Source organism: Mesorhizobium temperatum, from assembly GCF_002284575.1.
GTDB classification, from domain to species: Bacteria; Pseudomonadota; Alphaproteobacteria; order Rhizobiales; family Rhizobiaceae; genus Mesorhizobium; species Mesorhizobium temperatum.
In genome coordinates, this window is the sequence record NZ_NPKJ01000073.1 from 126,642 (window position 1) to 151,677 (window position 25,036).

Sequence of the window (25,036 nt, forward strand, 5' to 3'; positions counted from 1 at the left end):
AGACCTCGCCGTGACGACCTCCTCGAAGCTGTCCAGGCATTACGCGTTGTTAATGGCGGCCAGCGTTTTGCCGCTGCTCGTGCTCGTCGCCGGCATCGGCTTCTATCAGTCCTACGCCCTGCAACAGTCGTTTTTTCCTTACGCGCTCATTTTTGTCGGGTCGCTTGTCTGCGTATTCGCTTTGCACGGAGTGCTTCTGAGGGAGATCGTCGATCCTGCGACCTCGCTCGTCGACCATATCCGCTCCGGCGCCACCGGCGAGCCCACCGACAACCGCGGGGCCGCCATCAAAAGCTCGGCGCTTTGGCAGCCCTGGATCGACATGGCCTCGAGCATCTTTGCCGAAAACCGCACGGCCCTTCGCGAACTGGCCGACAGCGAACAGCGCTACCGCAATGTTGTCGAGGCACAGACGGAATATATCATCCGGGTCGCGCCGGATGGGCGCATGAGCTTCGCCAATGACGCCTATTGCCGCCTTGTCGGCAAGACACGCGAAGAGTTGCTGAGCCCGGACTGGCACTATTTCAACTCGTTTTCCGCCGATTTCGGCAGCTTCGACGAGATCATCGGTCGAGTGACCCCCGAACGGCCTGTCTGCGAAGTGGAAGAGGCCGGCGCCCTGAGCGATGGCCGCGAGGTCCATATCCATTGGACCGATCGCGGCATCTTCGACGAAAGCGGCAAGCTCATCGAAATACAGTCCATCGGACGCGATGTTGCCGAACAGAAACTCGCCCGTCAGGCACTCGAAGCCAGCGAGCAGCGCTACCGCAGCGTGGTCGAGCTGCAGACCGAATTCGTCGTCCGGATGTCGCCGGAGGGTCATTTGAGCTTCGTCAACGACGCCTATTGCCGGGCGTGCCGGATGACGCGCGAAGAGCTTCTCGACCCGTCCTGGTGCGAACTCGATGTGCTGCCGCCCGACGAAAGGCGCAGGTTCCTGGATCACCTTGCCCGCCTGACCCCGCAGGCGCCGGATGCCAGCATGGAACTTCTCAATGCGATGCCGGATGGTGCGCGGCGATGGCTCGCCTGGAACGATCATGGCATTTTCGACAGCGACGGGCGCCTTGTCGAAGTGCAATCCGTCGGCCGCGATATCTCGGACCGCGTCCTGGCCGAGCAAGCCAGACTGGAAGCCGAGAAGCTGTTGGCCGAAAGGGAGGCGCAGTTTCGCGCCATCGCCGAAGGCGTGCCGCTGCCGATCACCATCTCGGCAATCGAAGGCCCCGAGATCCTGTTCGTCAACGAACCGGCGCGCAAGGTGCTCGGCATCGAGGTCGGCCAGATCGGAGCCGAAGCGACGTCGACCTGGGAAGATCTCTCACGGCGAGACGATCTCCTGCAGCTCTTGCTGAGGGATGGAATCGTCGACGCATTCGAAGCCGGCATGACCAATATGCAGGGGTCGAGAATCGATACGCTGGTTTCGGCGCGCCTGATCACGCAGGCTGGCCGTTCGGCCATGCTTGCCGCCGTCACCGACATCACCCGCCAGCGCGAGGCCGAGGCGGAGATCGCTAGCCAGCGCGAGACGCTGTACCAGTCGGAAAAACTCGCCGCTCTCGGTTCGCTGCTGGCCGGCGTGGCGCATGAACTCAACAATCCGCTGTCGGTCGTCATCGGCTACAGTTCGATGCTGAAGGAATTCTCGACGGACGAGGCGACCGTGGGGCGCGCCGACAAGATCCACGCGGCGGCCGAGCGATGCTCGCGCATCGTCCGGACCTTTCTGGCGATGGCCCGCAAGAAACCGCCGACACGGGGCGCCGTCGACATCAATGAAGTCGTCGTCGCTTCGCTGGAACTTGCCGCCTACAGCCTGCGCTCGGCCGGGATCGAGATCCGCACCGAACTGGCGGAACCGCTTCCCAATATCTGGGGCGACAGGGACCAGCTTCATCAGGTGGTCACCAACCTGGTGGTGAACGCGCAGCAGGCTTTGCTGCAGGTCCCGCACCCGCGGCGGCTGACCATTGTCACCACCGGAGAAGACGATGTCGTCGAGATCGTTGTCGCCGACAATGGCCCAGGCATGCCTGAGACGGTCCGCTCGCGTGCTTTTGAGCCTTTCTACACGACCAAAATGGCCGGTGAAGGCAGCGGGGTCGGGCTATCTGTCTGCCAGGGCATCGTGACTGCCCACGACGGCAGCATAGAACTGGATTCGACGGAGGGCGGCGGTGCACGGTTTACGATCCGGCTTCCGAGCGGCCGAGCCGAGACGCTCGCTCCGCCCGAAGCTGCCGGCAGGATGCCGCCTGCGACCTCGGCCGCACGAATTCTGGTGGTCGACGATGATGCCGACATTGCCTCAATGATCGCCGAAATATTGCGCCGCGATGGCCACGACGTCACCATCGCCGACGACGCGAATGCCGCCCTCAAGGCTGTGCGTGAGGAAGGAATCGGCCTTTTGATCAGCGACATACGCATGCCCGGCCTCGACGGCCCCGGCCTTTACCGCGCGCTGGAACAATTGCGCCCCGGGCTCACCCGCCGGCTGCTGTTCGTGACCGGCGACACGCTGGCACCCGAGATCGATCGCTTCATCGGCGAGACGGGCGCGCCGGTGATCGAGAAACCGCTCGATCCGCAAACCTTTCGCAGGCTCGTGCTGGAACGACTGAGCGCAATGGAAGAGGCCGAAGCGTGACAAAACAGAAATTGCTCATCGTCGACGACGAAGCGCCGTTGCGCGAGATGCTGTCGGATTACCTGCTCATGCACGGCTTCGATGTCCGATCCGTTCCGGATGGAGCGGGAATGCTGACCGAACTCGACCGCTTTAGCCCCAACCTGGTCATTCTCGACGTCAATCTCATCGGCGAAAGCGGCTATGACCTCGCCCGCGAAATTGCAAAGCAGAGCCGCGCCGGCATCCTGATGCTGACCGCCGTCGGTGACCTGCCGCATCGGCTCGAAGGTCTTGCCGCCGGCGCCGACGACTATATGGCCAAGCCGTTTGAGCCACGCGAACTTCTGGCGCGTGTCAGGAGCGTCATCCGGCGCCTGGGCGAGGAAGAGCGGACGCCTGAGAACCGCATCCGTTTCGGGGGCTGCGTCCTCGATATGGACGGCCGCACGATGGTCGACCTGGACGGCGCCGACGTGCAGTTGACGTCCATGGAATTCGACCTGTTATGCGTCTTCGCGCGCCATCCCCGGCAGGTATTGTCACGCGACCAGCTGTGCAGGCTGGCCCACAACCGCGATCTCGAGCCGGGCGACCGGAGCATCGACATCCGCATCACGCGACTGCGCAAGAAGTTCGAGACCGAACCCGACACTCCGACCGTCCTGGTGACGGTTCGCGGCGAAGGCTATGTCTACGAACCTGCTTACGATGAGGCACGGCGCCGCTAGATACGGAGCTTCAAAGAGGCTGAGCCGTCCAGCCGGTACGGTTCATGGCTTCGCCTTACGCGACCGGCTTGCGCGCTCGGCGAAATTCCCGTCGCAGGCTTCGAACAGTGTCCCGCACGACAGGAATGGTCCAGCGCGCTGTCATCGTCGCGATCAGCAGCCCGGCAACCGGGTCGATGAAGCGGGCTATCATCGTGCCTTCCCAAATCATGGCTGTTGCGAGCGACGCGGCAATGAGCAGGTTCGACGAGAGCTTGTCCGAGAAGAGGCAGATTTGTGCGCGGGCCAGCGCAGAAGCGGCAAGCCTGTTGCGGGCCTTCCATCGGCGCAGTATCCACAGGTTGATCACCGCGTAGGCCAGGTTCAAGTTCATGGCGAGAACAACGCCTTGGCCTTGGGGTTCGACACCGCCGGCCGCGATCCGCTGGACCGCGATGCTGGCGACGACAGCCATTGAAAGGCACATGCCCAGCGCAGCGAACGCATTGGCGAGCGTCTCAGCCAGGGCCGCCTGACGCTCGCGACCGGTGCCCTCGTTCCTGCGGCTGCCAGTCACGATCGCAACGGTGATCAGCACCAGCATGTCCATCAGTGTCAGTGCGAGATCGGCGCGGATGGTCAGCGACGTGGACGTCGCCGCCGCGTATGCCGTCAGCAGCAGGCCGGGGGTGCCCGCCAGCACCGCCAGACGTGCCGTTCGGGCAGCCGTCGCCTCGCCGTTCGATCGGTCATTGGTTTTTCGCAGAGGTTGCATCGCCAGAAATCTCCTTGTTTCTGGCGTCCCCAATGACGCGGGGATGTTGCGCGGATTTGCCGATTTGCCGGCTGAAGGTTTCCTTTGTGTCGCTGCGCCGGACGCACGCCGCGATTGTCACCATCTCACAGGCTACGCACGCGAGCCGTCATGCCAGCCGCATCACGACAAGGCGGACACGCTTGCATCAAGCCCACCGCCGGGATCGCAACAACTGAAACAATTCGGACGGATTTCGGCATTCGTCCGAAACAGACGGGAGCGAAAAGCCGCCCCATGGAGCGAACCCGAGAGGACGGCTCCGCTGAAAACGAAAAGGAAATCAAGATGAATCGCTTCAAGACTTACCTGGCTGCTGCCTCGGCAATGGCCTGCCTCGTCGCACCGGCCAGCGCCGGGGGCCCGGAAGGCGTGAACGGCAAATCGCTGAACGGCCTGGAGAAGAATTCGCTGACAAGCAATTCACTGACCAGCAACGGCCTCGGCGTCCTTGCGCTCAACGGCGTGCATGCCGATGGCATCGTTCTGGCGAAAAGCCTCGCTCCGGTCGGCAAGTCCATCATTGACCCGAACGACCGCTCCGTCGTTGACCCCAACGACCGCTCAATCGTTGACCCGAACGTCCGCGGTTTGCCGGCTGTCCAGAAGAACAATGTCCGGTCATCGACCGCTGGCAAGAAGAGCAACGGCCTTCCGTCCGGCCAGCACGGCACTGGCAGCGGCGCCGGGACCAACCATGACCGGCCGAGCCCCGCGCCGAGGCGCTGAGGCCCAGACCTCAGGCGTCCGTCGTCAATGGAACGGATGGCGTTGTGCTGTCCGTTCTCTTTGGCCGCGCCTCACTCGCAAGATATGCCGTCAGGAGCCAACAATGTCAGCCTACAGGAACCGCCTCGCCGATATCGGCCGCCGCGCATTGGTGGCCCTCGCTACTGCCATTTCCAGCATGGCCGCGGTGTCTCTTGCGAAGGCCGGGACCGGGCAAGCGATCAGCTCGATCTCCGTCGTCGGTACAAGATTCGAGGTTACGACGGCAGACGGCCGCGTTGTCACTCAAGAGGATCTCGTCGGCGCCGTTCTGACGATTGCTGACGGACAGGAACGGATGCCGTTGCGCATCGATGCGGTCGAGACCGATCCGAGAAATTCGGATGGCGGGATCATGCTCTACACCATGTCGACCCGCGACCCAGCTACCGGCGCATGGCGAAACATCTGCGAACCGGACATCGAGGGCCGGCGCATGGGCTTTCCGCTCGCCGGCACCTGGACGCAGGACGGCCGCCATTTGCCGTCCGACACGGCGTTCAGCATCACCTGCACCGGCGGGGCGCAGGCGAAATGCGTGCGCTTTGGATATCGGCCCTGGGAAAAGTCGCCGGACGGCACGCCGCTCTGGGATCATCATCAGGCATGCACCCGCATGATCCGCGCCGATTATTGCGGCGATGGCGTCGGTCACACCCGCAACGGCACGCCGATCGTCATCTACGATCGCAAGGGCATTCAACAGGACGAGGCCGCGCCTGATATGTCGTTCGAAGCGGCGTGGGATGCCGACGGTGCGCTTTGCGTCAGCCGCACGAGAATACCCGACGTGCTCACGATGGAGGGACTGGCGGCGATCTGCCCGGGCGTGCGGCAACAGCCGCGAACAGCGTGCGAAAGCCGTGCCGGGGCGCTGATCCTCAACCGTTCGATCGACCGGCGAACGGTTCAGGCCGCGACGGAATAGTCATGCCGCGGAAGGTCTGCTGGGCTTATCGGAGTGCGGAATGTTCCAGATGTTCAAACGCATGCGCTGGAGGCCGCCAGGCGTCAGACTTTCCGCGCCAACCCACCCACCTGCTTGGTGCGCTTGCTCGTGTCGACCTTGGCGCGCGCCTCCACCGCCTTCTCGATCTCCCGCTTCAGCTCGTCTTTGATATCAACCGTTTCGGCCATCAAGGCGTCGATCTTCATGAAATCGAGCACGCGGTATTTCGACACCGCCGGCCTGACCAGTATGTCCGGCTGGCATTGCCTCAGCTTGGCGGCGATGATCGACTGCATCATCAATTGCGTGGCGCCGAACATCAGGTCGACGGAGGTCGGGTATTTGCGCCCGCCTTTGGTCGGCGCGCCAACGACGTCGACGGCGATGATGATGTCGGCGTCGTGCTCGATCAAGTCGAACGGCACCGGATTGTAGATGCCGCCGTCGATCAACAGCCTGCCGTCGCGCATCACCGGGCGGAATACCGCGGGAATAGCCGCGGAGGCGGCAAGCGCCGAATGCAGGTCGCCGTCGCTAAGCACGGCGAGCTTATGGCCGAAGAAATCCGTCGCCGTCACCTTCAGCGGTATTTTCAGCTCGGCGAAGCTTTCGGGTATGGCGTCGGGCATGAATGCCTTGAGGATGCGCTCGACATTGAACTGGGTGACACCCAGCCCGCCCTGCAGCGCCTCGGCAAAAGTGCCTGGCCGCGCCCGCCACATGCGCGCCGCCACCTCGGCGCGGCGGCCGAGGATCGAGCGCATGTAGTCGTGAATGTCGCTGCCGGCCATGCCCGAAGCCATGCCGGCGCCCATGATGGCGCCGATCGACGAGCCTGATATCGCGACCGGCCTTATACCCAGCTCGTCCAGCGCCTCGATGACATGGATATGCGCCAGCCCGCGCGCGCCGCCGCCGCCGAAGGCGATGCCGAAGCTCGGGCTCATCCCTTGCCCCCCATTTGGGCTCATTCCTTCTTGGCCTCGCCGTGCTTCGGCCCGACGATCATGATGGCCGGCTCGGCGGAGAGCAGTTTATTTGCCGCCGCCTTGACCTGATCCAGCGTCACCGCGTTGATGAGGGCGGCGCGGCGCTGCATGTAGTCGATGCCGAGTTGGTCGAGTTGCAGTTCGAGCAGCGTCGCGGCGATCGCGCCGGAGGAGTTCAGATTGTTGATGGCATAGGCGCCGATCAAGTATTTCTTGGTCGCCGCCAGTTCCGCTTCGGTCGGCCCCTCCTGCGCCATGCGCTTCACCACCTCGCGCACGACAGCCAACGTCTCGGCCGCCCGGTCCGCGCGGGTCGCCGTGGTGATGGCAAGGGCGTTGGCGTGCTGGTGGTCGACCAGGTCGGAACTGGCGCTGTAGGCCAGGCCGCGTTTTTCGCGCACCTCGTCGAACAGCCGCGAGGTGAAGGCGGTGCCGCCGAGGATCTCGTTCATCAGCACGGCGGCGAAGAAATCCGGCGCACTCCGCTTGACGCCGGGATAGGCCAGTTGCAGCGAAGTCTGGGGCTGGTGGTAATTGACCTCGAGCTGCTGGTTGAGTTTCGGATCGACATCGGCGACGGGCGCGAGCGCCTGATGTTGCGGCAGGCCGCCGAAGACCATATCGAGCTTTTTCTTCAACGTCTCGGCATCGATGGCGCCGACCACCGCCACATGCAGGCCATCGCGGGCGACGTTCGCCCTGTGAAAGGCGATAAGATCGTCCGGCGTGATCGTGGCGATGCTTTGCCTGGTGCCTTCCTCGGGCCGTGCATAGGGATGAGTGCCGTATAGTGCCTCCAACCATTTGCGCTGGGCGAGCGTGTCGGGGTCAAGCTCGTTGGCGATGATGCCGGATAGCACCTGGGCGCGGATGCGGTCGATTGGCGCCTGGTCGAAACGCGGCTCGGTGACCGCCAGCCGCAACAGGTCGAACGCCGCGTCTCGCTGCTCGGCCAGCATGCGCATCGAGCCGTAGGTGCCGTCGCGCGCCGCCTCGAAGCTCAACTCGGCGCCGACGTCGTCCAGCTTTATCTGGAAGGCCTCGCTGTCGAGATTGCCGGCGCCCTCGTCGAACAGGCCGCTCATCAGATTGGCAAGCCCTTCCTTCCCGGCGGGATCCTGCGTCGCGCCGCCGTCGAAGACGAAGCGGATGGCGACCAGCGGCACGGAATAGTCCTCGACCAGCCAGGCGGTGATGCCCTTTGACGACGTCACCTCCTGGATGCTCATGGCCGCACGAGCGGAAAGCGCCGGCAGGACGAGGAAGAGCAAGGAGAGGAGCAGGGTGGCCAAAGGGGTGATGCCACGCTTCAGGACAGTCGCTTCGGACAAATGGTAGCTTCCAACTGATGTTCGAGACGAATAGCTGTCGGAGTCAGCGCCGCCCCTCATCGCCCTGCCGGGCACTTCTCCCCGTATAGTGACGGGGAGAAGGGAGCTGGCCGCACCATTGGCGCCTTTCTTGCAACGCTGGTGATTGGCGAAACCGCCGACGAGAGCGCCCCTCTCCCCGTCACTATACGGGGAGAGGATGCCGGCAGGCAGGTGAGGGGCAGCACCAACGCTCAAGTTCGTCATCGATCAATTCCCTGCCTGTGTCTGCGGCAAGAGATAGCCTGATGTCGAATGGTTGAGATTGAGATAGCGCGCGGCAACGTCCCTGACTTCGTCGGCGGTGACCTTGCGGATGCGGCCCGGCCATTCCTCGACGTCCCTGACGCTGCCGCCGGTGGCGAGCGTCGCGCCGTAAATGTTGGCCATCGAATCCTGCTTGTCACGGGCGAAGATCATCGAGCGGACGAAACGATCCTTGGCCTTCTCCAACTCGCCTGATGTGACGCCGTCCTTGGCGATGCGGGCGACCTCGACCTCGACCGCCGCCTGGACATCGGCCAGCTTGGCGTCGCCGCGCGGCGCGCCATAGACGGTGAAGTTGGTGGCATCGAGCATGGTGCCCTGGAAGAAGGCGCCGGCCTCGGCGGCGATGCCCTGCTTGACGACAAGCTGCTGGTGGAGCCGGCTGCGGCTACCGCCGCCGAGGATCTCCGCCAGCAGGTCCAGCGCTTCGGCTTCGCCCGGCTTTGCAGTGTGATAGGAGGGAACCACCCACTGCGTCGAAAAGTTCGGCACGCTGACACGCGCATCAGTGAGCGTCACCGTGCGCCTGGTGTTCTGCTCGGGTTCGACCGGACGGATGCGCGGCGGCAGGTCTGGACCACGCGCAATCTTGCCATAGGTCTTTTCGGCCAGCGCCTTGACCACCTCCGGGTCGACATCGCCGGCCACCACCAGCACGGCGTTGTTGGGCGTGTAATATTTGTCGTAGAAAGCCTTGGCGTCGGCGCGGTTCAGCATCTCCATCTCCTGCATCCAGCCGATCACCGGAATGCGATAGGGCTGGTTCTGCCAGAGCGTGGCGTCGACCTCCTCGCCGAGCACCGCCTGCGGGTTGCTGTCGATGCGCGAGCGGCGTTCCTCGAGGATCACGTCGCGCTCGGTGGCGATGACGTTGTCGTTGAGGATGAGATTGCGCATGCGATCGGCCTCGAAATCCATCATCTGCTCGAGCGCCTGCGGCACCACCGTCTCGTAAAAGGCGGTGTAGTCATAAGAGGTGAAAGCGTTGTTCGAACCGCCGATGGCGGAGACGGCGTGGTCGAATGCGCCGGCCGCCTGATTGGTCGTCGCCTTGAACATCAGATGCTCGAAGAAATGGGCGATGCCGGACTTGCCTGGCGGCTCATCCGCGCTGCCGATCTTGTACCACACCATATGAGTGACGATCGGCGCCCGGTGATCGGGGATGACGACGACCTCCATGCCGTTGTCGAGCAGGAAATTCGTCACCTTGCCGTCGTCCGGCTTGTTGTCGGCCAGAACCGGGCCGGTCATTACGAGAGCCAGCGCCAAGAGCGTTCCGCGCAGCCATTCAGCCTGAGATGTCATCAATGGCTCCGGTTGTCATGGGGTGGGACGATAAGCGGGGGTGTTGCCACAGGCAAATTGATTTGTTCGTCATTTTCGAGGCGCTCGGTTCCTCGCCCCCGCGAAGCGGGGGAGAGGTGGCTCGGCGCAGCCGAGACGGAGAGGGGGTCTGCGCCGACAAACCGAGGAGGAGCTGACTTGAACGTCTCGAATGGTGGAGGGTCGCACAACCGTCCCCCTCTCCGGCCGCTTCGCGGCCACCTCTCCCCAATGAAGGATTGGGGGCGAGGAAGCGCCAATCGCCGCCGCGCTCACCCAACCTCGATAAACCGGATGACCGTCTCGCCATAGCTGCGCTCGTCGACAACCGAAAAGCCGGGCCCTGGCTCGAACGGCGCCACTGCCGCCTCCTCGACGACGCAGAGCGCGCCGGGGGCGAGCCAGCCGCCGGCCTTGGCCGAGCGCAAGGCACGCTGGCCCAGGCCCTTGCCATAGGGCGGATCGGCGAACACCAGGCCGAACGCGGCCATCGTGCCCGCCTCGCCCAGAGCCGTAGCGTCGCGACGGAATATCTTGGTACGCCCGGTGAGGCCGAAGGCCTCGACATTGGTGCGGATCAGGCCGCGCCCTTCCGCTGATTCTTCGATGAAGACGCCATAAGATGCCCCGCGTGACAGCGCCTCGAGGCCGAGCGCGCCGGTGCCGGCGAACAGGTCGAGCACGCGGGCGCCGACCAGCGTATCGGGAAAGCGATGCGCCAGCACGTTGAAGACAGCCTCGCGGGTGCGGTCGGTGGTCGGGCGGATGGCGCTTGAGCGGGGCGTCGCCAGCGGACGCCCGCGAAACTCACCGCCGACGATCCGCATTGCCTCCCCTTGATCCTCCAGGGCCACTGCGCGGCCGGTCGCTGCCCTTGGCACCGTCACCCTCGGCACCACGCGGCTTGCCGAACGGCTTTGCGCCTCCGGGCCTGGCGGGCTTGCCATAAGACGGCTTGAACGAGGCCTTGCGTTCCTTGGATTCGGCCGCCTTGGCGGCATCAGCGTCCGCCCTGCCCTTGCCGATCGGTCGTGCGCCTGGCGCCATCCAGACATTGGCCTTGCGCTGGCCCGGCGGCTCGATCGGGCGCTGCTCGCGTTCGGACTTTTTCCCGCCGCCCGGTTTGCCGCCAAAGCCGCCCGGCCTGCTACGTTCAGATTTGGGGCCGCGATCGCCAAAGCCGCCGCGTTCGGGGCCGCTGCGTTCAGATTTCGGGCCACGCTCACCAAAGCTCTTTTCCGGCCCAAAGCTTCTGCCGGGACTTGTCGACAGCTTGCCCAGCGCCTCGTCGCGGCTGCCTTCGCGGCGTTTGCGGTTCTTGATCAGCCCGCCTTCGCCGATCGGGCGGCGTTCGCCGTCGCGGGTGAATTTCGGCCGCTCCGGTTCCTCTTCCCGCACCGCTTCGCGCCGCACCGGCCTGTTGGAAAACGGCTTGGTGATCTCAGCATCGAAATTGGCGCCGGACTCCTCGACCAGGCGTTCGCCGAGTTGGTCGCGCAGCACCCGGCCCTTGATCTCCAGCACATGGCCCTCGGGCAGGTCGTCGAGCTGGAACGGTCCGTAGGAAATGCGGATCAGCCGTGTCACCTCGAGGCCAAGCGAACCAAGTATGTTCCTGACCTCGCGGTTCTTGCCCTCGCGCAGGCCGAGCGTCAGCCAGGCGTTGGTGCCTTGCTCGCGGTCGAGCGTCGCCTCGATGGCGCCATAGAAGACGCCGTCGACGGCGATGCCTTCGCGCAGGCCGGCGAGCGCACTTTCCTCGACCTTGCCGTGGACGCGCACGCGGTAGCGCCTGAGCCAGCCGGTCGCCGGCAGTTCGAGCACGCGCGCCAGCCCGCCATCGTTGGTGAGCAGCAGCAGGCCTTCGGTGTTGATGTCGAGCCGGCCGATGGTCATCAGCCGCGGCAGGTCAGCCGGCAGCACGTCGAAGACGGTCTTGCGGCCCTCGGGATCACGGTTGGTGGTGACGACGCCGGCCGGCTTGTGGAACAGGAACAACCGGGTGCGCTCGATCGGCGGGATCTCCATGCCGTCGAGATGGATGATGTCGCCGGGCATCACATTGAAGGCGGGCGAGGACAGCACCCTTCCATTGACCTTGACGCGGCCGGCCGCGATCAGCTCCTCGGCATCGCGGCGCGAAGCAAGGCCGGCGCGGGCCAGCCGCTTGGCGATGCGCTCACCAGCCTCTTCCGTCGCTTCGGCGGGACGCGGGCGCGGCTTGAAGCCGCCGCCCGATGCCCCCTGGGGCCGATCACCGGCAAAATCGCGCTTGGGACGATCACCGAAGTCGCGCTTGGGGCGATCGCTGAAGTCTCCCTTGGGACGGTCGAAGCGCCTTTCGCCGCGCTCGCCTTCGGCAGCCGCCGGCCGGTCGCCGCGCGGCGCGTAGGGCTTGCGCGGAGCTTCGCGTTTCTTGTAAGGCTTGCCTTCCGGACGCGGCCCTTTGCTGAACGGCCTGTCGCCGGCTTTGAAGTCGCGCTTCGGCCGCTCGCCGTCGGCTGCCATCGGCCGGTCGCCGCGTGGCGCATAGGGTTTTCGGGGGCCCTCGCGCTTTTCATAAGGCTTGCCTTCAGGGCGCGGCCCCTTGCTGATCGGCCGGTCGCCACTCTTGAAGTCGCGCGTCGGCCGCTCGCCGTCAGCCGGCATCGGGCGGTCGCCGCGCGGGGCGTATGGCTTGCGCGGCCCCTCACGCTTTTCATAGGGCTTGCCTTCAGGGCGCGGCCCCTTGCTGATCGACCGGTCGCCGCTTTTGAAGTCACGCTTCGGCCGCTCGCCGTCAGCCGCCATCGGGCGGTCGCCGCGCGGCGCGTAAGGTTTTTTCGCGCCGAAGGACGGCTTACCGCCTTTGCCGGCAGCGGCATCACGACCACGCGGGCCCGACGGTTTCGGGCCGCTCTTGCGCGGGAATTTCTTGTTTTTGTCGTCCATGTGGCCTTTGCTCGTTTGGGCGGGTAGATAACAGGATCACGCCTCAGTAGCGAGGAGATAATAGGAATGGAAACCGCTTGAAGCGGCCGGATTTCATGGCGCTGGCGCTGAAGGAGGCCGAATCCGCCGCCCTGCGTGGCGAAGTGCCGGTCGGCGCGGTCATCGCCAGCGGCGATACGGTCGTTGCCAGTGCCGGCAACCGCACCCGCGAGCTTTCCGACCCCACCGCCCATGCCGAGATGCTGGCGATCCGCGAGGCCTGCCGCAAGCTGTCGAGCGAGCGGCTCACCGGCCACGATCTCTATGTGACGCTGGAGCCCTGCGCCATGTGCGCCGGCGCCATTTCCTTCGCCAGGTTGCGCCGGCTCTATTTCGGCGCCGCCGACGAGAAGGGCGGCGCCGTGGTCAACGGCGTGCGCTTTTTCGCCTCACCGACCTGCCACCATGTTCCAGACATCTATCCAGGCATGGCCGAGAGCGACGCGGCGCTGCTTCTGAAGGATTTTTTCAAGGAGCGGCGCGAACTGTAGCGTCGCCAGCTTTCCCTAGCGCCGGCAGCTTACCACGGCAGCCAGTCGAACATGCCGCCGCTCTTGTTCTTGGCGGCCGCTTCCTTCTTGAGGCGGCGTGCTTTCTTGTACTCGTCCTCGCCAAGGTCGTCCACCGGCGCGGTGGTGGCAGCGGCGCGGTATTGCACCGGCGGCTCGCTCAGATATCTGCGGGTGTTCGGGTCGCCCTGCTTGCCTTCGGCGAGGCGGCGCTTGACCTCGGCGGCGCGGCCCTTGTCCGAATCCGCCGGAGTCCAGGCCGGCGGATGACTGGAAGCCGACTGCGCCATCGCAGCCTTGATCGCCGACGGATCCGTCTGGACGTCATCGACGATCTGCGCCTGGTAGGACGGATCGTCCTGATGGAGCGTGGCCTCGGCACGCAGGCGCGCGCGGCGTTGCTCGGGCGATTCCGGCCAATCGGCGCTTGCCGTCGCGATGCTGTCCTGCGGCGGCGGCAGTTCCTTCTGACCCGGCGCCGGCTTCACCAGTTCGGGGCGCGGCTTGTAGTCGATCTTTTCCTTGTTCTTCGGCATGACTGAAAAAGCGCTGGTGAGATCGCCGGCAAGCTGGGCGGAGGCGGTCTTGTCGGTCCCGTAAGTCGGCGAGCCCATGCAGCCGGTCAGGGCCAAGCCGGATACGACAAGCGGCGCCAGCAGCGCAACGCGCGCGCAAGTTCTTTCGGTCATGCCAAAAAGTCCCACTCTAGACAGCCTCTCGATCGCCACCGGCCAAAGGTCCGGTCCCCATCGCCTATGCTCTTCCGACGGAAATCCGGCGACAATTTGTCGTCCGGAGTTTCGCGTGTTTACCTCAACCACTCGTTAAGGGCAACGAGCGGGGGCTGATCAGCCGCCCGCCGTGGCATTTGTGCACCGCCTTATATACGACCAAGCGCCTTCAATTCATGCAGAACCGCCGCGTCCCGCGCCGAAACGTCGGGGAATTCCCTGTCCTGCCCGACATCGGCCGTGTAGCGCCATGAGCGCGCGCATTTGACCAGGCCACGGTCCTCGGCCTTCTCGACCACCACGGCGACGCCCTTGACGTCGTCCAGCGCGAAGGCACCAGAAGGCGCGTCGCCATGCGCAATGACCAGATCGCTGGTGATCGCCATTTCGGCCATGTCGACGTCTGAAATCGCTGCTTCGAGCGCCGCATCATCGAGTGTGACGACCGGCACCGCTTCCAGCGACGAGCCGATGACCTTCTGGGCGCGTGCGATCTCCAGCGCGCCGGTGACGACGCGGCGGACCTGGCGCACCTTGCGCCATTTTTCCGCCAACACCTCATTCTTCCAGTCGACGGGGATTTGCGGGAACTGGTCAAGATGCACCGAGACGGCGTCCGGATGACGGTCGAGCCAGGCCTCCTCCATGGTGAAGGGCAGCATCGGCGCCAGCCATTTCACCAGGCAGTCGAACAGATGGCGCACCACCTGCACGGACGCCTTGCGCTTCACGCTGGAGGGCGCTTCGCAGTAGAGCGCGTCCTTGCGGATGTCGAAATAGAAGGCCGACAGTTCGACCACCATGAAGTCGAGCAGCGTGCGGGTGATGCGCTTGAACTCGAAGGCGTCATAGCCGGCGCGGACGACTTCATCGAGTTCGGAGAGCCGGTGCAGCATCAGCCGCTCCAGCTCCGGCATCTTATCCAGCGGCACTTCCTCGCCGTCGTCATGAGCAAGCGTGCCCAGCATCCAGCGGATGGTGTTGCGCAGCTTGCGGTAGGCGTCGATATTGGTCTGCAGCACGTTCTTGCCGAGCCGCTGGTCTTCCCAATAATCGGTCGTCACCACCCATAGCCGCAGGATATCGGCGCCCGACTGCTTGATGACGTCCTGCGGCACGACTGTATTGCCGAGCGACTTCGACATTTTCCGCCCCTCCTCGTCCATGGTGAAACCATGGGTGACGACGGTGTCGTAAGGCGCCCTGCCCCTGGTGCCGCAGCTTTCGAGCAGCGAGGAGTGGAACCAGCCGCGATGCTGGTCGGAGCCTTCGAGGTAAAGGTCGGCCGGCCATTTCAGGTCCGGGCGATCCTCGAGAGTAAAGACATGGCTCGAGCCGGAATCGAACCAGACGTCGAGGATGTCCATCACCTGCTGCCATTTCGAGGCATCGTGGTTGCCGAGGAAACGCTCCTTGGCGCCGGCCGCGAACCAGGCGTCGGCGCCCTCCTTCTCGAAGGCGTCCATGATGCGCTGGTTGACCGCCTCGTCGTTCAACACATTGCCGTCGGCATCGGCGAAGACCGCGATCGGCACGCCCCAGGCGCGCTGGCGCGACAGCACCCAGTCGGGGCGCTCCTCGATCATGGCGCGGATGCGGTTCTGGCCGGCGGCCGGCACGAAGCGGGTGTCGTCGATCGCCTTCAAGGCACGGCTGCGCAGCGTCGTGCCGTCGCCGAGCTCTTTGTCCATATAGACGAACCATTGCGGCGTGTTGCGGACGATGATCGGCTTCTTCGACCGCCAGGAATGCGGATAGGAATGCTTCCACCGGCCGCGCGCGAACAGCGCGTTGCGCTTGATCAACTCGTCGATGACCGCGTGGTTGGCATTGCCCTTCTTGCCGTTGTCGTCGATGACGCGCGTCGCTCCGCCCTCGCGGTCCGGGCCAAAGCCCGGCGCGTCCTTGGTGAAGAAGCCGGCATCGTCGACGGTGAACGGGATCGCGGTATCGATGCCGCGCTGGCGAAGGTCCGACGCGGCATCCATCCAGGCGTCAAAATCCTCGCGGCCGTGGCCCGGCGCGGTGTGGACGAAACCGGTACCGGCATCGTCGGTGACGTGCTCGCCGGCGAGCATCGGCACGGGAAATTCGTAGCCGCCGTTCAAACCGTTGAAGGGATGAGAAAGCGTAAGGCTTCCAAGCTCTTCGGCCGAAACGTTACGGAGACGATTCATCGTCACTTTGGCTTTGACCGCAGCCTCTTCGGCCAGCGCGTCGGCAAAGATCAGCTTTTCGCCAGGTTGCGGGCCGAAAGCATTCTCTGCTGCCATGACCTCGTAAAGACCATAGTTGATGCGGGGCGAATAGTTCACGGCGCGGTTGCCGGGGATAGTCCACGGAGTGGTCGTCCAGATGACGACGTGGGCCTCCAGCAAGTCCAGTGACGTCTGCGTCAGCTTTGGATCCAAGGCTGGTTGCCCATCTTCGACGCTGGTGACTTGCCGGGCAAGGCTGACAACCGGAAACTTCGCCCAGATCGTGTCGCTCTCATAGTCCTGGTATTCGACTTCGGCTTCAGCCAGCGCGGTGCGCTCGACAACGCTCCACATCACCGGCTTGGAGCCGCGATAGAGCTGGCCCGACATGGCGAATTTCAACAGTTCGCCGGCGATGCGCGCCTCGGCGTGGAACGCCATCGTCGTATAGGGATTGTCGAAGTCGCCAACGACACCCAGCCGCTGGAATTCTGCGCCCTGCACCTTGATCCAGTGCGCGGCGAACTCGCGGCATTCCTTACGGAACTCGTTGACCGGGACCTCGTCCTTGTTCTTGCCTTTGGCGCGGTATTGCTCCTCGATTTTCCATTCGATCGGCAGGCCGTGACAATCCCAGCCGGGCACGTAGTTCGAGTCATAGCCGCGCATCTGGAACGAGCGCGTGATGACGTCCTTGAGGATCTTGTTCAGCGCATGGCCGATATGGATGTTGCCATTGGCGTAGGGCGGGCCGTCATGCAGCACGTATTTTTCGCGGCCAGCGGCGTTGTCGCGCAGCTTGCGGTAGAGGTCCATATCCTGCCAGCGCTTGACCAGCAGCGGCTCTTTCTCGGGCAAGCCGGCGCGCATCGGGAAATCCGTCTGCGGCAGATAGAGCGTTTTGGAATAGTCGATCGTTTCAACAGTGTCGGTCATTGGAGTATCGGTCATTGGTCTGCCATATGCATTGCCCGGCGGCAAAGGAGCCCGGGCGTTGAACTATCATGATCTGGAAAAAGCGCGAGAGGCCGCGCGCAAAATTCCCGGCGGCTCCGGCGGCGCTCAAGCCGCCCGAAACACCGGGCCTGTAATTCGTATCGCAAGCGCGAAAAGGCGCGAAAAGCTCGTCATGGCTGGGCTTTTAACCGAGACGGCCGATATTGAAAAGCCCGAACTCTCGGTGCCTTCCCTGCAGCTTGTGAGGTCACAATGCATCCGGCCGATACGCGATTGCCGGGCCAAGGGCCACTCACATCGAGAAATCGAAGCGATAGGTCGTCGACACGCCGATCATGAACTGATCTCTTGAGCCGCGCTCCTTGACCAGGCTGGAATCGGCCGCCGGGCCCATCAGGCGCGAATATTCGCCGAACAGGCTGGCCGTCATCGGCTCGGTCACTTTCCAGGTCACCGCGCCGCCGAGGCCCGCCGACTTCACGCCGCCGCCCGGACGGTACTGGCTGAGGCCCGAAGCCACGGCTTCCTCGGCGTTGACGCCGTAATAGGCGTCGAAATAGTCCGACGAGGCGAACGAAACGCGCGGCCCGCCCGAAATTCTGACGTCCTGCGTCACATCATAGAAGGCGTCGGCGGCGATATCGGCGACAAAGCCGCTATGGGCGCGAATGCCATGCCGCAGTTCGGCGCGGGCGCGCAACCAGTCAAAAGGATAGAATTCGAAGAAGCCGCCGGCCTCGCCACCCCAGCGCACCGGGTCGAGGCCTTTCAGCTCGTCGGCGTCGTCGCCATCGCGCGAAAACAGCAATTTTCCGGCCAGTCCGGCGCGGAGGCCGCCTTCGTCGATCAACCCCAGCGAGATGTTGTCGTTGCGCGAGGTGAAGCGGGCCGCAGGACCGGCCTTGCCGAGCGAGATGATCGGCGAGGCGCTGAGCAGGTACTTCTTGCCGCCCTCGAAATTCGGCGCGACCATGCCGGTGGCGCCGACCGTCAAATACCAGTCGCCGGACAGCCAGCCCAAGGCGCCCTCACCGGCTTCGGCGGCACCGGGCGCGCCCAGCATGAAGCTGGCCAAGACCGCCTGAAACACCCTGACAGAACGCATCGTCACTCCATACGCACGAAACACCGGCGGGAACAACCAGCCTGGCCAAGAGCCATGGCGCCGGTTCAGTAAACTTTGATTTAAATTCGAAACGCTGCCCCGCTTTTTTGGCGTGCTTCCGGCGCGAGCTGCTCGCTGGACGGGCAAGGCCTTCGGCGCTACCTTCCAAATCGGCAAGTTGCCAGGCGACGATGGAGATGGCGGCAATGACCCTGCAGGGCGATGCTTTAAAGGATGCAATCGGTCAGACGCGGGCGAAATGGGGATGGTTCGTCGGGCTCGGCGTGCTGCTGCTGATCCTCGGCGGCATCGCCTTCGGCAATCTGTTCATCGCCACGGTCGCCTCGGTCTACGTCGTCGGCTGGCTGATGCTGATGGCCGGTGTCATCGAGATCATGCATGCCTTCGGTGTGAAGACATGGAACCGGTTCTTCTTTTGGCTGCTCAGCGGTCTTCTCTATGCCGTCGCCGGGTTCTTTGCCTTCTACAATCCGCTGCTGGCCTCGGCGGTGCTGACCTTCCTGCTGGCGGTCGCCCTTCTCGCTTCAGGCGTGCTCAGGGCCTGGGTCGGGTACAAGCACAGACCGGAAAAAGGCTGGGGCTGGCTGGTGGCGGCCGGCATCATCAGCGCACTGGCAGGCCTGGTCATCGCCATGGGCTGGCCAGTCAACAGCGTATGGGTGCTGGGGCTGTTTCTCGCCGTCGACCTGATCTTCCAGGGCTGGGCCTTCATTGCGGTCGGCCTGGCGCTGAAAAAGTAGGTCCTTGTTTTAGCATGATCTTGTCCGAAAACCGGTTCCCACTTTTCGGGATCATGCTTAGAAAGCAATGGCCGCGTCGAGATCGGAAAGCGGGCTGACGCCGGCAAGCAGCGCCCTCGCCTCGACTTCGTCGCGCTTCATCTGCACGACCAGCGCGTCGAGCCCGTCGAACTTCACCTCGGCGCGCAGGAAACCAAAGAAGGACACCGCGCATATCTCGCCGTAGAGATCGCCGGAAAAATCGAAAACGAAAGTTTCCAGAAGCGGTGCGCCGTTGTCATCGACGGTCGGGCGGCGGCCGAAGCTGGCAACACCATCATGAAGCGTGCCGTCGGCGCGGCGGAAGCGGACGGCGTAAATCCCTTCCTTCAGAGTGGCTTCCGGCGAAAGCCTCATATTGGCGGTTGGAAAGCCGAGCGTCCGGCCAAGCTGCTGGCCGCCGATCACCTCGCTTTCGACCGTGAAGCGGTAGCCGAGCAGGCCGGCTGCCTCGGCCACCGCGCCTTCGCACAGCAGCGCGCGGATCCGGCTCGACGACACCACCTCGGCGCCCTCGTCGCGAAACGCGTCAACCAGGGTGACGCCGAAGCCGTGGCGTTCGCCGGCCGCCATCAGATAGGCCGGGCCGCCTTGCCTGTCCTTGCCGAAGTGGAAGTCGAAGCCGGTCACGGCGTGAATGATGCCGAGATTCCTGTCCAGCACGTCGGTCACGAACGCTTCCGCCGACAGGGCGGCGAAGTCGCGCGTGAACGGCTGTTCGACGAGTGCGGCAAAGCCTAGATACGACAACAGCCGTGCCTTCATCGGTGGTGGCGTCAGCACGAACAGCGGTATCGCAGGCCGGAACACCTTTCTCGGATGCGGCTCGAAGGTCAGCACCAGAGCCGGCACGCCGCGCCGGCGGGCCTCGGCAAGCGCGCGCTCGAGCACCGCCTGGTGGCCGCGGTGCACACCGTCGAAATTGCCGATCGCCACCACGCCACCCCGCAAATGGGCCGGCAGCGGCGAGATTGCAGAAACGCGTTCGAAGGCTTCCGTCATCGAGCGACCCTACTGCAGTCTCGGAATGACCGCGACCGGCCAGTAGCCGTGCCTTTCCAGAAAGGCAATTAGCCTGGCCGGATCCGGTTGTAGCGGATCGCCGTAGTCGCGGGCATGGATGCCGCCCGACACATAGAGCACATCGAAGCCGTTGTCGGCAGCACCCTTGATGTCGGTCATCATGCCGTCGCCGATGGCCAGCACGTCCGAGCGCTCGACCGGATGGCCGAGCAGGTCGGCGATCTCCTTCATCGCGACGTCATAGACCGGGGCATAAGGTTTTCCGGCGATCAGCGTCCGCCCGCCGAGCTGGGCATAGTCGCGGGCCAAGGCCCCGGCGCACCAGATCATCCGCTCGCCGCGCTCGACCACGATGTCGGGATTGGCGCAGATGAAAGGCAGGTTCCTGGCGCGTAGCCGTCGCAGAAGATCGGCGTAGTCCTCCGGCTTCTCGACCTCGTCGTCGAACAGCCCGGTGCAGACCACACCGGATGCCTCGAACTCCTCGACCAACTCGACGTCAAGACCGTCATAGAGCGTGAAATCGCGATCGGCGCCGATATGGAAGATCCTTCGCGGGCCCTCGATGATCAGGTCGCGGGTCACGTCACCGGAGGTGACGACGCGGTCGTAGGCCGCAGAGGGCACGCCGATCGCATTCATCTGCCCCACCACATCGGCGCTGCGGCGTGGCGAATTGGTGATCAGCACCACAGGTATCTTGGCTTCGCGTGCGGTCGCCAGCGCCAGAGCCGCGGCCGGAAAATGCCGTTCGCCATTGTGGACCACGCCCCAGACATCGCACAGAATGGCAGAATAGGCTGCCGACAAATCCGCGAGCGAGCCGATGATATCGGGCGAATCCGCCATTTCGTTTCCCAGGTCATGATGGTTGCGAGCGCCGCCGCCGACGATCCGCAGCGACCGGACCGCATTAACCGAAGCTCTTGACCCTGTCACCAGCTTTCGCCGCGTTCAGCATCGCCGCCCCGAAATGAAGGCATGATCGCACGGCACAAAAATTCTCGTTTTCCAGAGCTTTAGCCGATTCTGGGGGGCTTCGCGGCGGTCCCGATCGCGGGCGGCATTGCCTCCAGCGGCGGCGTGGTTAACGAGCTTTGAAAAAGTGTGTCGGACTTGGACATAGTTTAGCAATCTGAAATTCAAGGATTGGTGGCATCACTCGCCGACAAGGGGTTCTGGCGGGGTGCTGAAGGCAATGATCCGAAAATTCGGTAGGGACCGGCGTGGCAACTATACGCTGATGACGGTCATCACCATGGTGCCGCTCATGGGCGGCCTGGCGCTCAGCGTCGACTACTCGGAACTGCTCCGCCAGAAGAGCGCTACGTTGAATGCCCTGGACGGCGCCGGCCTCGCTACCGCTCATAAGATCGTGTCCGGCGCAACCGACGACGCCGCGAAGGCCTATGCCAAGACTTTCTTTGAAGCCAATCTCGGCCCCGTCGATCCGGCCAATACGTTGCTTACCGTCACCCTGCCCAACAGCAATGCGGGTGGCGGCACGTTGAAGCTCTGCAGCAGCCTGACGTATCGCCCCTATTTTCTGCCGGCTGCCGCCATGCTGACGGGCGGTACAACCTTCACGGCGTGCTCGGAAATCCGCCTCAAGAACACGCTGGAAGTAGCCCTTGTGCTCGACAATTCCGGTTCGATGAACGACCTTGGTTCCGGCACCGGCGCGAAGCGAATAGACCTGCTGAAGACAGCCGCCAAGCAGCTTGTCGATACGCTGGCGCTGCAGGCACAACAGATGAAGCAAGTCAGCAAACCGGTGCAGTTCTCCCTCGTGCCGTTCGCTGCTTCGGTCAATGTCGGTCCCACCCATGACCAAGATAGCTGGATGGACCAGGACGGCATCTCCCCGATCCAGCACGAGGATTTCGACTGGACGATGATGACCCCCGCCAACGATCCGGACAAATACGCCGAAAAGTTCAACGGCGTCTGGTACAAGCGCGGCATCGGCTGGGGCGACACCCAGGATCAACCACTGACCCGCTTCAGCCTCTACGCCGACATCACCGTCGAGTCCGGCCGCGAAGAAGTGCCCAACACCAAGCAATATATCTGCGAAGAATACAGGAGAAACGGCACTTGCCGGACCGGCCACTGGACAACCCCGGAATATATCTACACCACCAGCCGCTATGCGAGCTGGCAGGGTTGCGTGGAGGCGAGGCCGCACCCGTATAACAACGACGACACCACCCCGAACACCGCCACGCCTGCGACGCTGTTCGTGCCGATGTTTGCACCGGACGAGGCTGGCACCCTCTGGCTCGATTTCAACCGCGACGGTGTCAACGACGTCGGCAGCACGTTGTATAATTACGGCAACAACTGGTGGGCTGACTGGCCCTATTACGCCGACAGTCCAACCGCTTCCCAGCGGCAGTCGGACATGCGCAAATATTTCCTGGTCAAGCCCTACGGCTCGACGTCGGCCGCCTCGGGCGATGGCCCGAATGCGTCCTGCACGACCAACCCGATTACGACGCTCAAGGACGTGAGCCAGCTTGCCGAGAAAGAGGAGATCAAGAGCGCCATCGACGCCATGGCGCCGAACGGCAACACCAACGTGCCGGAAGGTCTTGCCTGGGGCTGGCGGACGGTATCGAGCAACGAACCTTTCACCGAGGGCCGGCCGAACACTGAAAGGGGCAACGACAAAGTGGTGATCGTGCTGACTGACGGCGCCAATACCTACAGCGCCGTCAGCGACAGCGGCTATGCCAACAACAGGTCGACCTATGCCGCTTACGGCTACACCGGTCTGACATATCCGGGGTCTGGAAGCGTGACGCGCCTGTTCATGAACACGAGCACCGACATCGGCAAGACCACCTACACCGGCGCCAACTACACCGCCGCGCTGGACGAGCAGATGCAGACCCTTTGCGCCAACGCGAAGAATTCGAACATTCTCGTCATGACCGTCGCGCTCGACCTGTCGACCAGCGATGCCGGTGACAAGAAAGCACTCGACGCGCTGAAGGCATGCTCGTCGGACTCGCGCTTCCGCATGGATCCCACCGATCCGACCAAACCGGCCAAGCTGTTCTGGAACGCGACCGGGGCGACGCTGTCGGACAATTTCAAGGAAATCGCCAATGAATTGTCGAACCTGCGCATCGTCGGCTGAAGGCGATGGGACTGGTGACTTGAGGGAGAGGCTGGCGCCAAGGATCGCTGACCTAATCGTCCTTCCGGCTGACAGCGGCGCTGGCGCAAAGGCTCCTGCCCTCATGCTCTTGCGGTGATGAAAGCATATGGTGAGTGTTCTCACCGCCATCCGGAGATGCACCTGTGCCCGAAGCCACCAACCATCTCGCCTTCGCGCTGGTCTGCCTCGGCATGGTGCTGACGCCTGGCCCGAACATGATCTATTTGATCTCGCGGTCGCTGTCACAGGGACCGAAGGCCGGCCTGATCTCGCTCGGTGGCGTGGCGCTCGGCTTTGTCTTCTACGTGTTGTCGGCGGCATTCGGCATCACCGCGCTGCTGCTTGCCGTGCCTTACGCCTATGATGCGCTGCGCTTTGCCGGCGCGCTCTACCTTTTGTGGCTTGCCTGGCAGGCAGTGAGGCCAGGCGGACGCTCGCCGTTCCAGGTCCGGGAACTGCCGAAGGACAGGCCGCGCAAATTGTTCGCCATGGGCCTGATGACCAATCTGCTCAACCCGAAGGTGGCGGTGCTTTATCTGTCGCTGCTGCCGCAGTTCATCAGCCCCGGCAAGGGTCATGTGCTGGCGCAGCTTCTGGTGCTCGGCACCACGCAGATCGCGATCAGCCTCACCGTCAACGCGATCATCGCGGTTACGGCCGGCTCGATCGCCGTCTTCCTCGCCGGCCGGCCGCTATGGCTGGTGATCCAGCGCTGGATGATGGGCACGGTGCTGACCGCACTGGCCCTGAAGATGGCGACCGACGCGCAGCGTTAGTGCTGCTCGAGCCTACATCGGCCGCCGGTCCTGCTGCGCCCGCTCCGGTTCGACCACCCTGCGATAGAGATGCCACGTCGCATGGCCAAGCACCGGCATGACGACGGCGAGCCCGGCAAACACCGGGATCGAGCCGATGACCAGCAGCACCGCGACGATCAGGCCCCACAGCGCCATCTGCAGCGGGTTTGTCATCACCGCCCTTGCCGATGTCTCGATTGCCGAGACCGCGCCGACATCGCGGTCGAGCAGCAGTGGGAAAGCGACGACGGTGGTCGCCAGCACGATCGCGGCGAAGACGAAACCGGCCGCATTGCCGAGCAGGATCAGCGTCCAGCCTTTGGGCGTCGTCAGCACCTCGCGCACAAAGCCGCCGATCGAGGCGGGCGGCTGATTGCCGAACAGGCCGGTGTAGATCGATTGCGCCGTGTACAGCCAGAGCAGGAACAGGGCCACCAGCATAGCGCCGATGACCGCGATCGCCGGCAGTGCCGGCGAGTGGCGCACGTCGAGCGCGTGCCACCAGGACGTGTCCATGCCGAGCTCGCGGCGGCGGCTGATCTCGTAGAGACCAATCGCGGCGAAGGGTCCAAGCAGAGCGAAGCCGGACATCAGGGGATAGAGGAGCTGGATGGCGTTGGAGCCGGATGTCGTCCACCGCGCCAGGATCAATCCGACCACCGGGTAGATCAGGCACAGGAACACGTAATGCGATGGCTTTGCCCAGAAATCCTCGACGCCGAGCCGCAGCACATCCATCAGGTCCGCCGTGGTGATGCGCCGCACCCTGGGCTGCACGTGCATTCCACGCGCGTCCGACATGACATGAAAGCTGGCCATAACCATTCTCCCGCGGGTCGGGGCGGTCACCGCCAGGATGGCCGCCCATAGCTGCCACTTCTCGTACAAGAACTATGATAGTTGATTTAGGGGTGATTGTCGCCAAGTCGATGGTCGCGATGGTAAATCC

At 63.9% G+C, this 25,036-nt stretch carries 21 protein-coding genes; 9 read left to right on the top strand and 12 right to left on the bottom strand.

All coding sequences use genetic code 11. The features are described 5' to 3' along the window. Positions 1-10: 10 nt before the first annotated feature. Both CIT26_RS31600 and CIT26_RS31605 read left to right on the top strand, forming a co-directional pair. Positions 11-2,659, top strand: a complete 2,649-nt coding sequence (locus CIT26_RS31600; protein WP_095496201.1) for a hybrid sensor histidine kinase/response regulator — start codon at positions 11-13, stop codon at positions 2,657-2,659. Next, positions 2,656-3,369, top strand: coding sequence for a response regulator (locus CIT26_RS31605; RefSeq protein ID WP_095496202.1), 714 nt, complete (start codon positions 2,656-2,658; stop codon positions 3,367-3,369). The genes CIT26_RS31600 and CIT26_RS31605 overlap by 4 nt, the downstream gene beginning before the upstream one ends. A 55-nt stretch (positions 3,370-3,424) precedes the next feature. Here CIT26_RS31605 and CIT26_RS31610 read toward each other — a convergent pair whose 3' ends face one another. Next, positions 3,425-4,123 (bottom strand): cation diffusion facilitator family transporter, encoded by a 699-nt coding sequence (locus CIT26_RS31610; protein ID WP_095496203.1) that lies wholly within the window; start codon positions 4,121-4,123, stop codon positions 3,425-3,427. A 327-nt stretch (positions 4,124-4,450) separates the two neighbouring features. On the opposite strand from CIT26_RS31610, the gene CIT26_RS31615 reads away from it, so the two are divergent. Together CIT26_RS31615 and CIT26_RS31620 are read left to right on the top strand one after the other, a co-directional pair. Next, the gene (locus tag CIT26_RS31615; protein WP_143747961.1) at positions 4,451-4,891 is read left to right on the top strand and encodes a hypothetical protein; all 441 of its coding nucleotides are present in this window, start codon (positions 4,451-4,453) and stop codon (positions 4,889-4,891) included. A gap of 103 nt (positions 4,892-4,994) precedes the next feature. Then, positions 4,995-5,858 carry an ADYC domain-containing protein gene (locus tag CIT26_RS31620; protein WP_095496205.1) on the top strand — a complete coding sequence of 288 codons (864 nt, stop codon included), beginning with the start codon at positions 4,995-4,997 and terminating at the stop codon, positions 5,856-5,858. Positions 5,859-5,941: 83 nt separating this feature from the next. On the opposite strand, the gene CIT26_RS31625 is transcribed toward CIT26_RS31620, so the two are convergent. From CIT26_RS31625 to CIT26_RS31650, 5 genes are all read right to left on the bottom strand, one after another. Next, entirely contained in the window at positions 5,942-6,826 is an 885-nt protein-coding gene (locus tag CIT26_RS31625; protein WP_095496206.1) for a patatin-like phospholipase family protein, read from the bottom strand. A 20-nt stretch (positions 6,827-6,846) separates the two neighbouring features. After that, the gene (locus CIT26_RS31630) at positions 6,847-8,199 is read right to left on the bottom strand and encodes a M16 family metallopeptidase (RefSeq protein ID WP_245319631.1); all 1,353 of its coding nucleotides are present in this window, start codon (positions 8,197-8,199) and stop codon (positions 6,847-6,849) included. A 249-nt stretch (positions 8,200-8,448) separates the two neighbouring features. Further along, the gene (locus CIT26_RS31640) at positions 8,449-9,813 is read right to left on the bottom strand and encodes a M16 family metallopeptidase (protein WP_095496208.1); all 1,365 of its coding nucleotides are present in this window, start codon (positions 9,811-9,813) and stop codon (positions 8,449-8,451) included. A gap of 290 nt (positions 9,814-10,103) precedes the next feature. Next, positions 10,104-10,658, bottom strand: coding sequence for a 16S rRNA (guanine(966)-N(2))-methyltransferase RsmD (gene rsmD, locus CIT26_RS31645; RefSeq protein ID WP_095496209.1), 555 nt, complete (start codon positions 10,656-10,658; stop codon positions 10,104-10,106). Further along, positions 10,639-12,762, bottom strand: a complete 2,124-nt coding sequence (locus CIT26_RS31650; protein ID WP_095496210.1) for a pseudouridine synthase — start codon at positions 12,760-12,762, stop codon at positions 10,639-10,641. Before CIT26_RS31650 ends, rsmD begins: the two co-directional genes overlap by 20 nt. A 77-nt stretch (positions 12,763-12,839) precedes the next feature. On the opposite strand from CIT26_RS31650, the gene CIT26_RS31655 reads away from it, so the two are divergent. Further along, positions 12,840-13,292 carry a nucleoside deaminase gene (locus CIT26_RS31655; protein ID WP_095496211.1) on the top strand — a complete coding sequence of 151 codons (453 nt, stop codon included), beginning with the start codon at positions 12,840-12,842 and terminating at the stop codon, positions 13,290-13,292. Positions 13,293-13,321: 29 nt separating this feature from the next. On the opposite strand, the gene CIT26_RS31660 is transcribed toward CIT26_RS31655, so the two are convergent. Together CIT26_RS31660 and ileS are read right to left on the bottom strand one after the other, a co-directional pair. After that, positions 13,322-13,999 carry a hypothetical protein gene (locus CIT26_RS31660; protein WP_095496212.1) on the bottom strand — a complete coding sequence of 226 codons (678 nt, stop codon included), beginning with the start codon at positions 13,997-13,999 and terminating at the stop codon, positions 13,322-13,324. Positions 14,000-14,190: 191 nt separating this feature from the next. Beyond that, entirely contained in the window at positions 14,191-17,175 is a 2,985-nt protein-coding gene (gene ileS / locus CIT26_RS31665) for an isoleucine--tRNA ligase (RefSeq protein WP_095496213.1), read from the bottom strand. A gap of 58 nt (positions 17,176-17,233) precedes the next feature. Here ileS and CIT26_RS36245 point away from each other — a divergent pair, with 58 nt between their 5' ends. Then, complete coding sequence (locus CIT26_RS36245; RefSeq protein WP_143747962.1) at positions 17,234-17,548, top strand: hypothetical protein; 315 nt, start codon at positions 17,234-17,236, stop codon at positions 17,546-17,548. On the opposite strand, the gene CIT26_RS31670 is transcribed toward CIT26_RS36245, so the two are convergent. Continuing rightward, positions 17,489-18,301: a MipA/OmpV family protein gene (locus CIT26_RS31670; protein ID WP_095496214.1), complete on the bottom strand. Its 813-nt coding sequence runs from the start codon at positions 18,299-18,301 to the stop codon at positions 17,489-17,491. The genes CIT26_RS36245 and CIT26_RS31670 overlap by 60 nt on opposite strands. Before the next feature lie 206 nt (positions 18,302-18,507). Here CIT26_RS31670 and CIT26_RS31675 point away from each other — a divergent pair, with 206 nt between their 5' ends. After that, on the top strand, positions 18,508-19,062 hold the full coding sequence (locus CIT26_RS31675; protein WP_095496215.1) for an HdeD family acid-resistance protein: 555 nt from the start codon (positions 18,508-18,510) through the stop codon (positions 19,060-19,062). Between the two features lie 57 nt (positions 19,063-19,119). Here the strand turns inward: CIT26_RS31675 and CIT26_RS31680 are convergent, their stop codons facing one another. Further along, entirely contained in the window at positions 19,120-20,103 is a 984-nt protein-coding gene (locus CIT26_RS31680) for a bifunctional riboflavin kinase/FAD synthetase (protein WP_095496216.1), read from the bottom strand. A gap of 9 nt (positions 20,104-20,112) precedes the next feature. Further along, positions 20,113-20,973, bottom strand: coding sequence for a TIGR01459 family HAD-type hydrolase (locus CIT26_RS31685; RefSeq protein WP_095496217.1), 861 nt, complete (start codon positions 20,971-20,973; stop codon positions 20,113-20,115). 349 nt (positions 20,974-21,322) lie between these two features. On the opposite strand from CIT26_RS31685, the gene CIT26_RS31690 reads away from it, so the two are divergent. Together CIT26_RS31690 and CIT26_RS31695 are read left to right on the top strand one after the other, a co-directional pair. Next, positions 21,323-23,269 carry a pilus assembly protein gene (locus tag CIT26_RS31690; protein WP_095496218.1) on the top strand — a complete coding sequence of 649 codons (1,947 nt, stop codon included), beginning with the start codon at positions 21,323-21,325 and terminating at the stop codon, positions 23,267-23,269. A 164-nt stretch (positions 23,270-23,433) separates the two neighbouring features. Beyond that, positions 23,434-24,066, top strand: coding sequence for a LysE family translocator (locus CIT26_RS31695; protein WP_095496219.1), 633 nt, complete (start codon positions 23,434-23,436; stop codon positions 24,064-24,066). Between the two features lie 12 nt (positions 24,067-24,078). Here CIT26_RS31695 and CIT26_RS31700 read toward each other — a convergent pair whose 3' ends face one another. Further along, entirely contained in the window at positions 24,079-24,906 is an 828-nt protein-coding gene (locus CIT26_RS31700; protein WP_095496220.1) for a DUF2189 domain-containing protein, read from the bottom strand. Positions 24,907-25,036 lie beyond the last annotated feature (130 nt).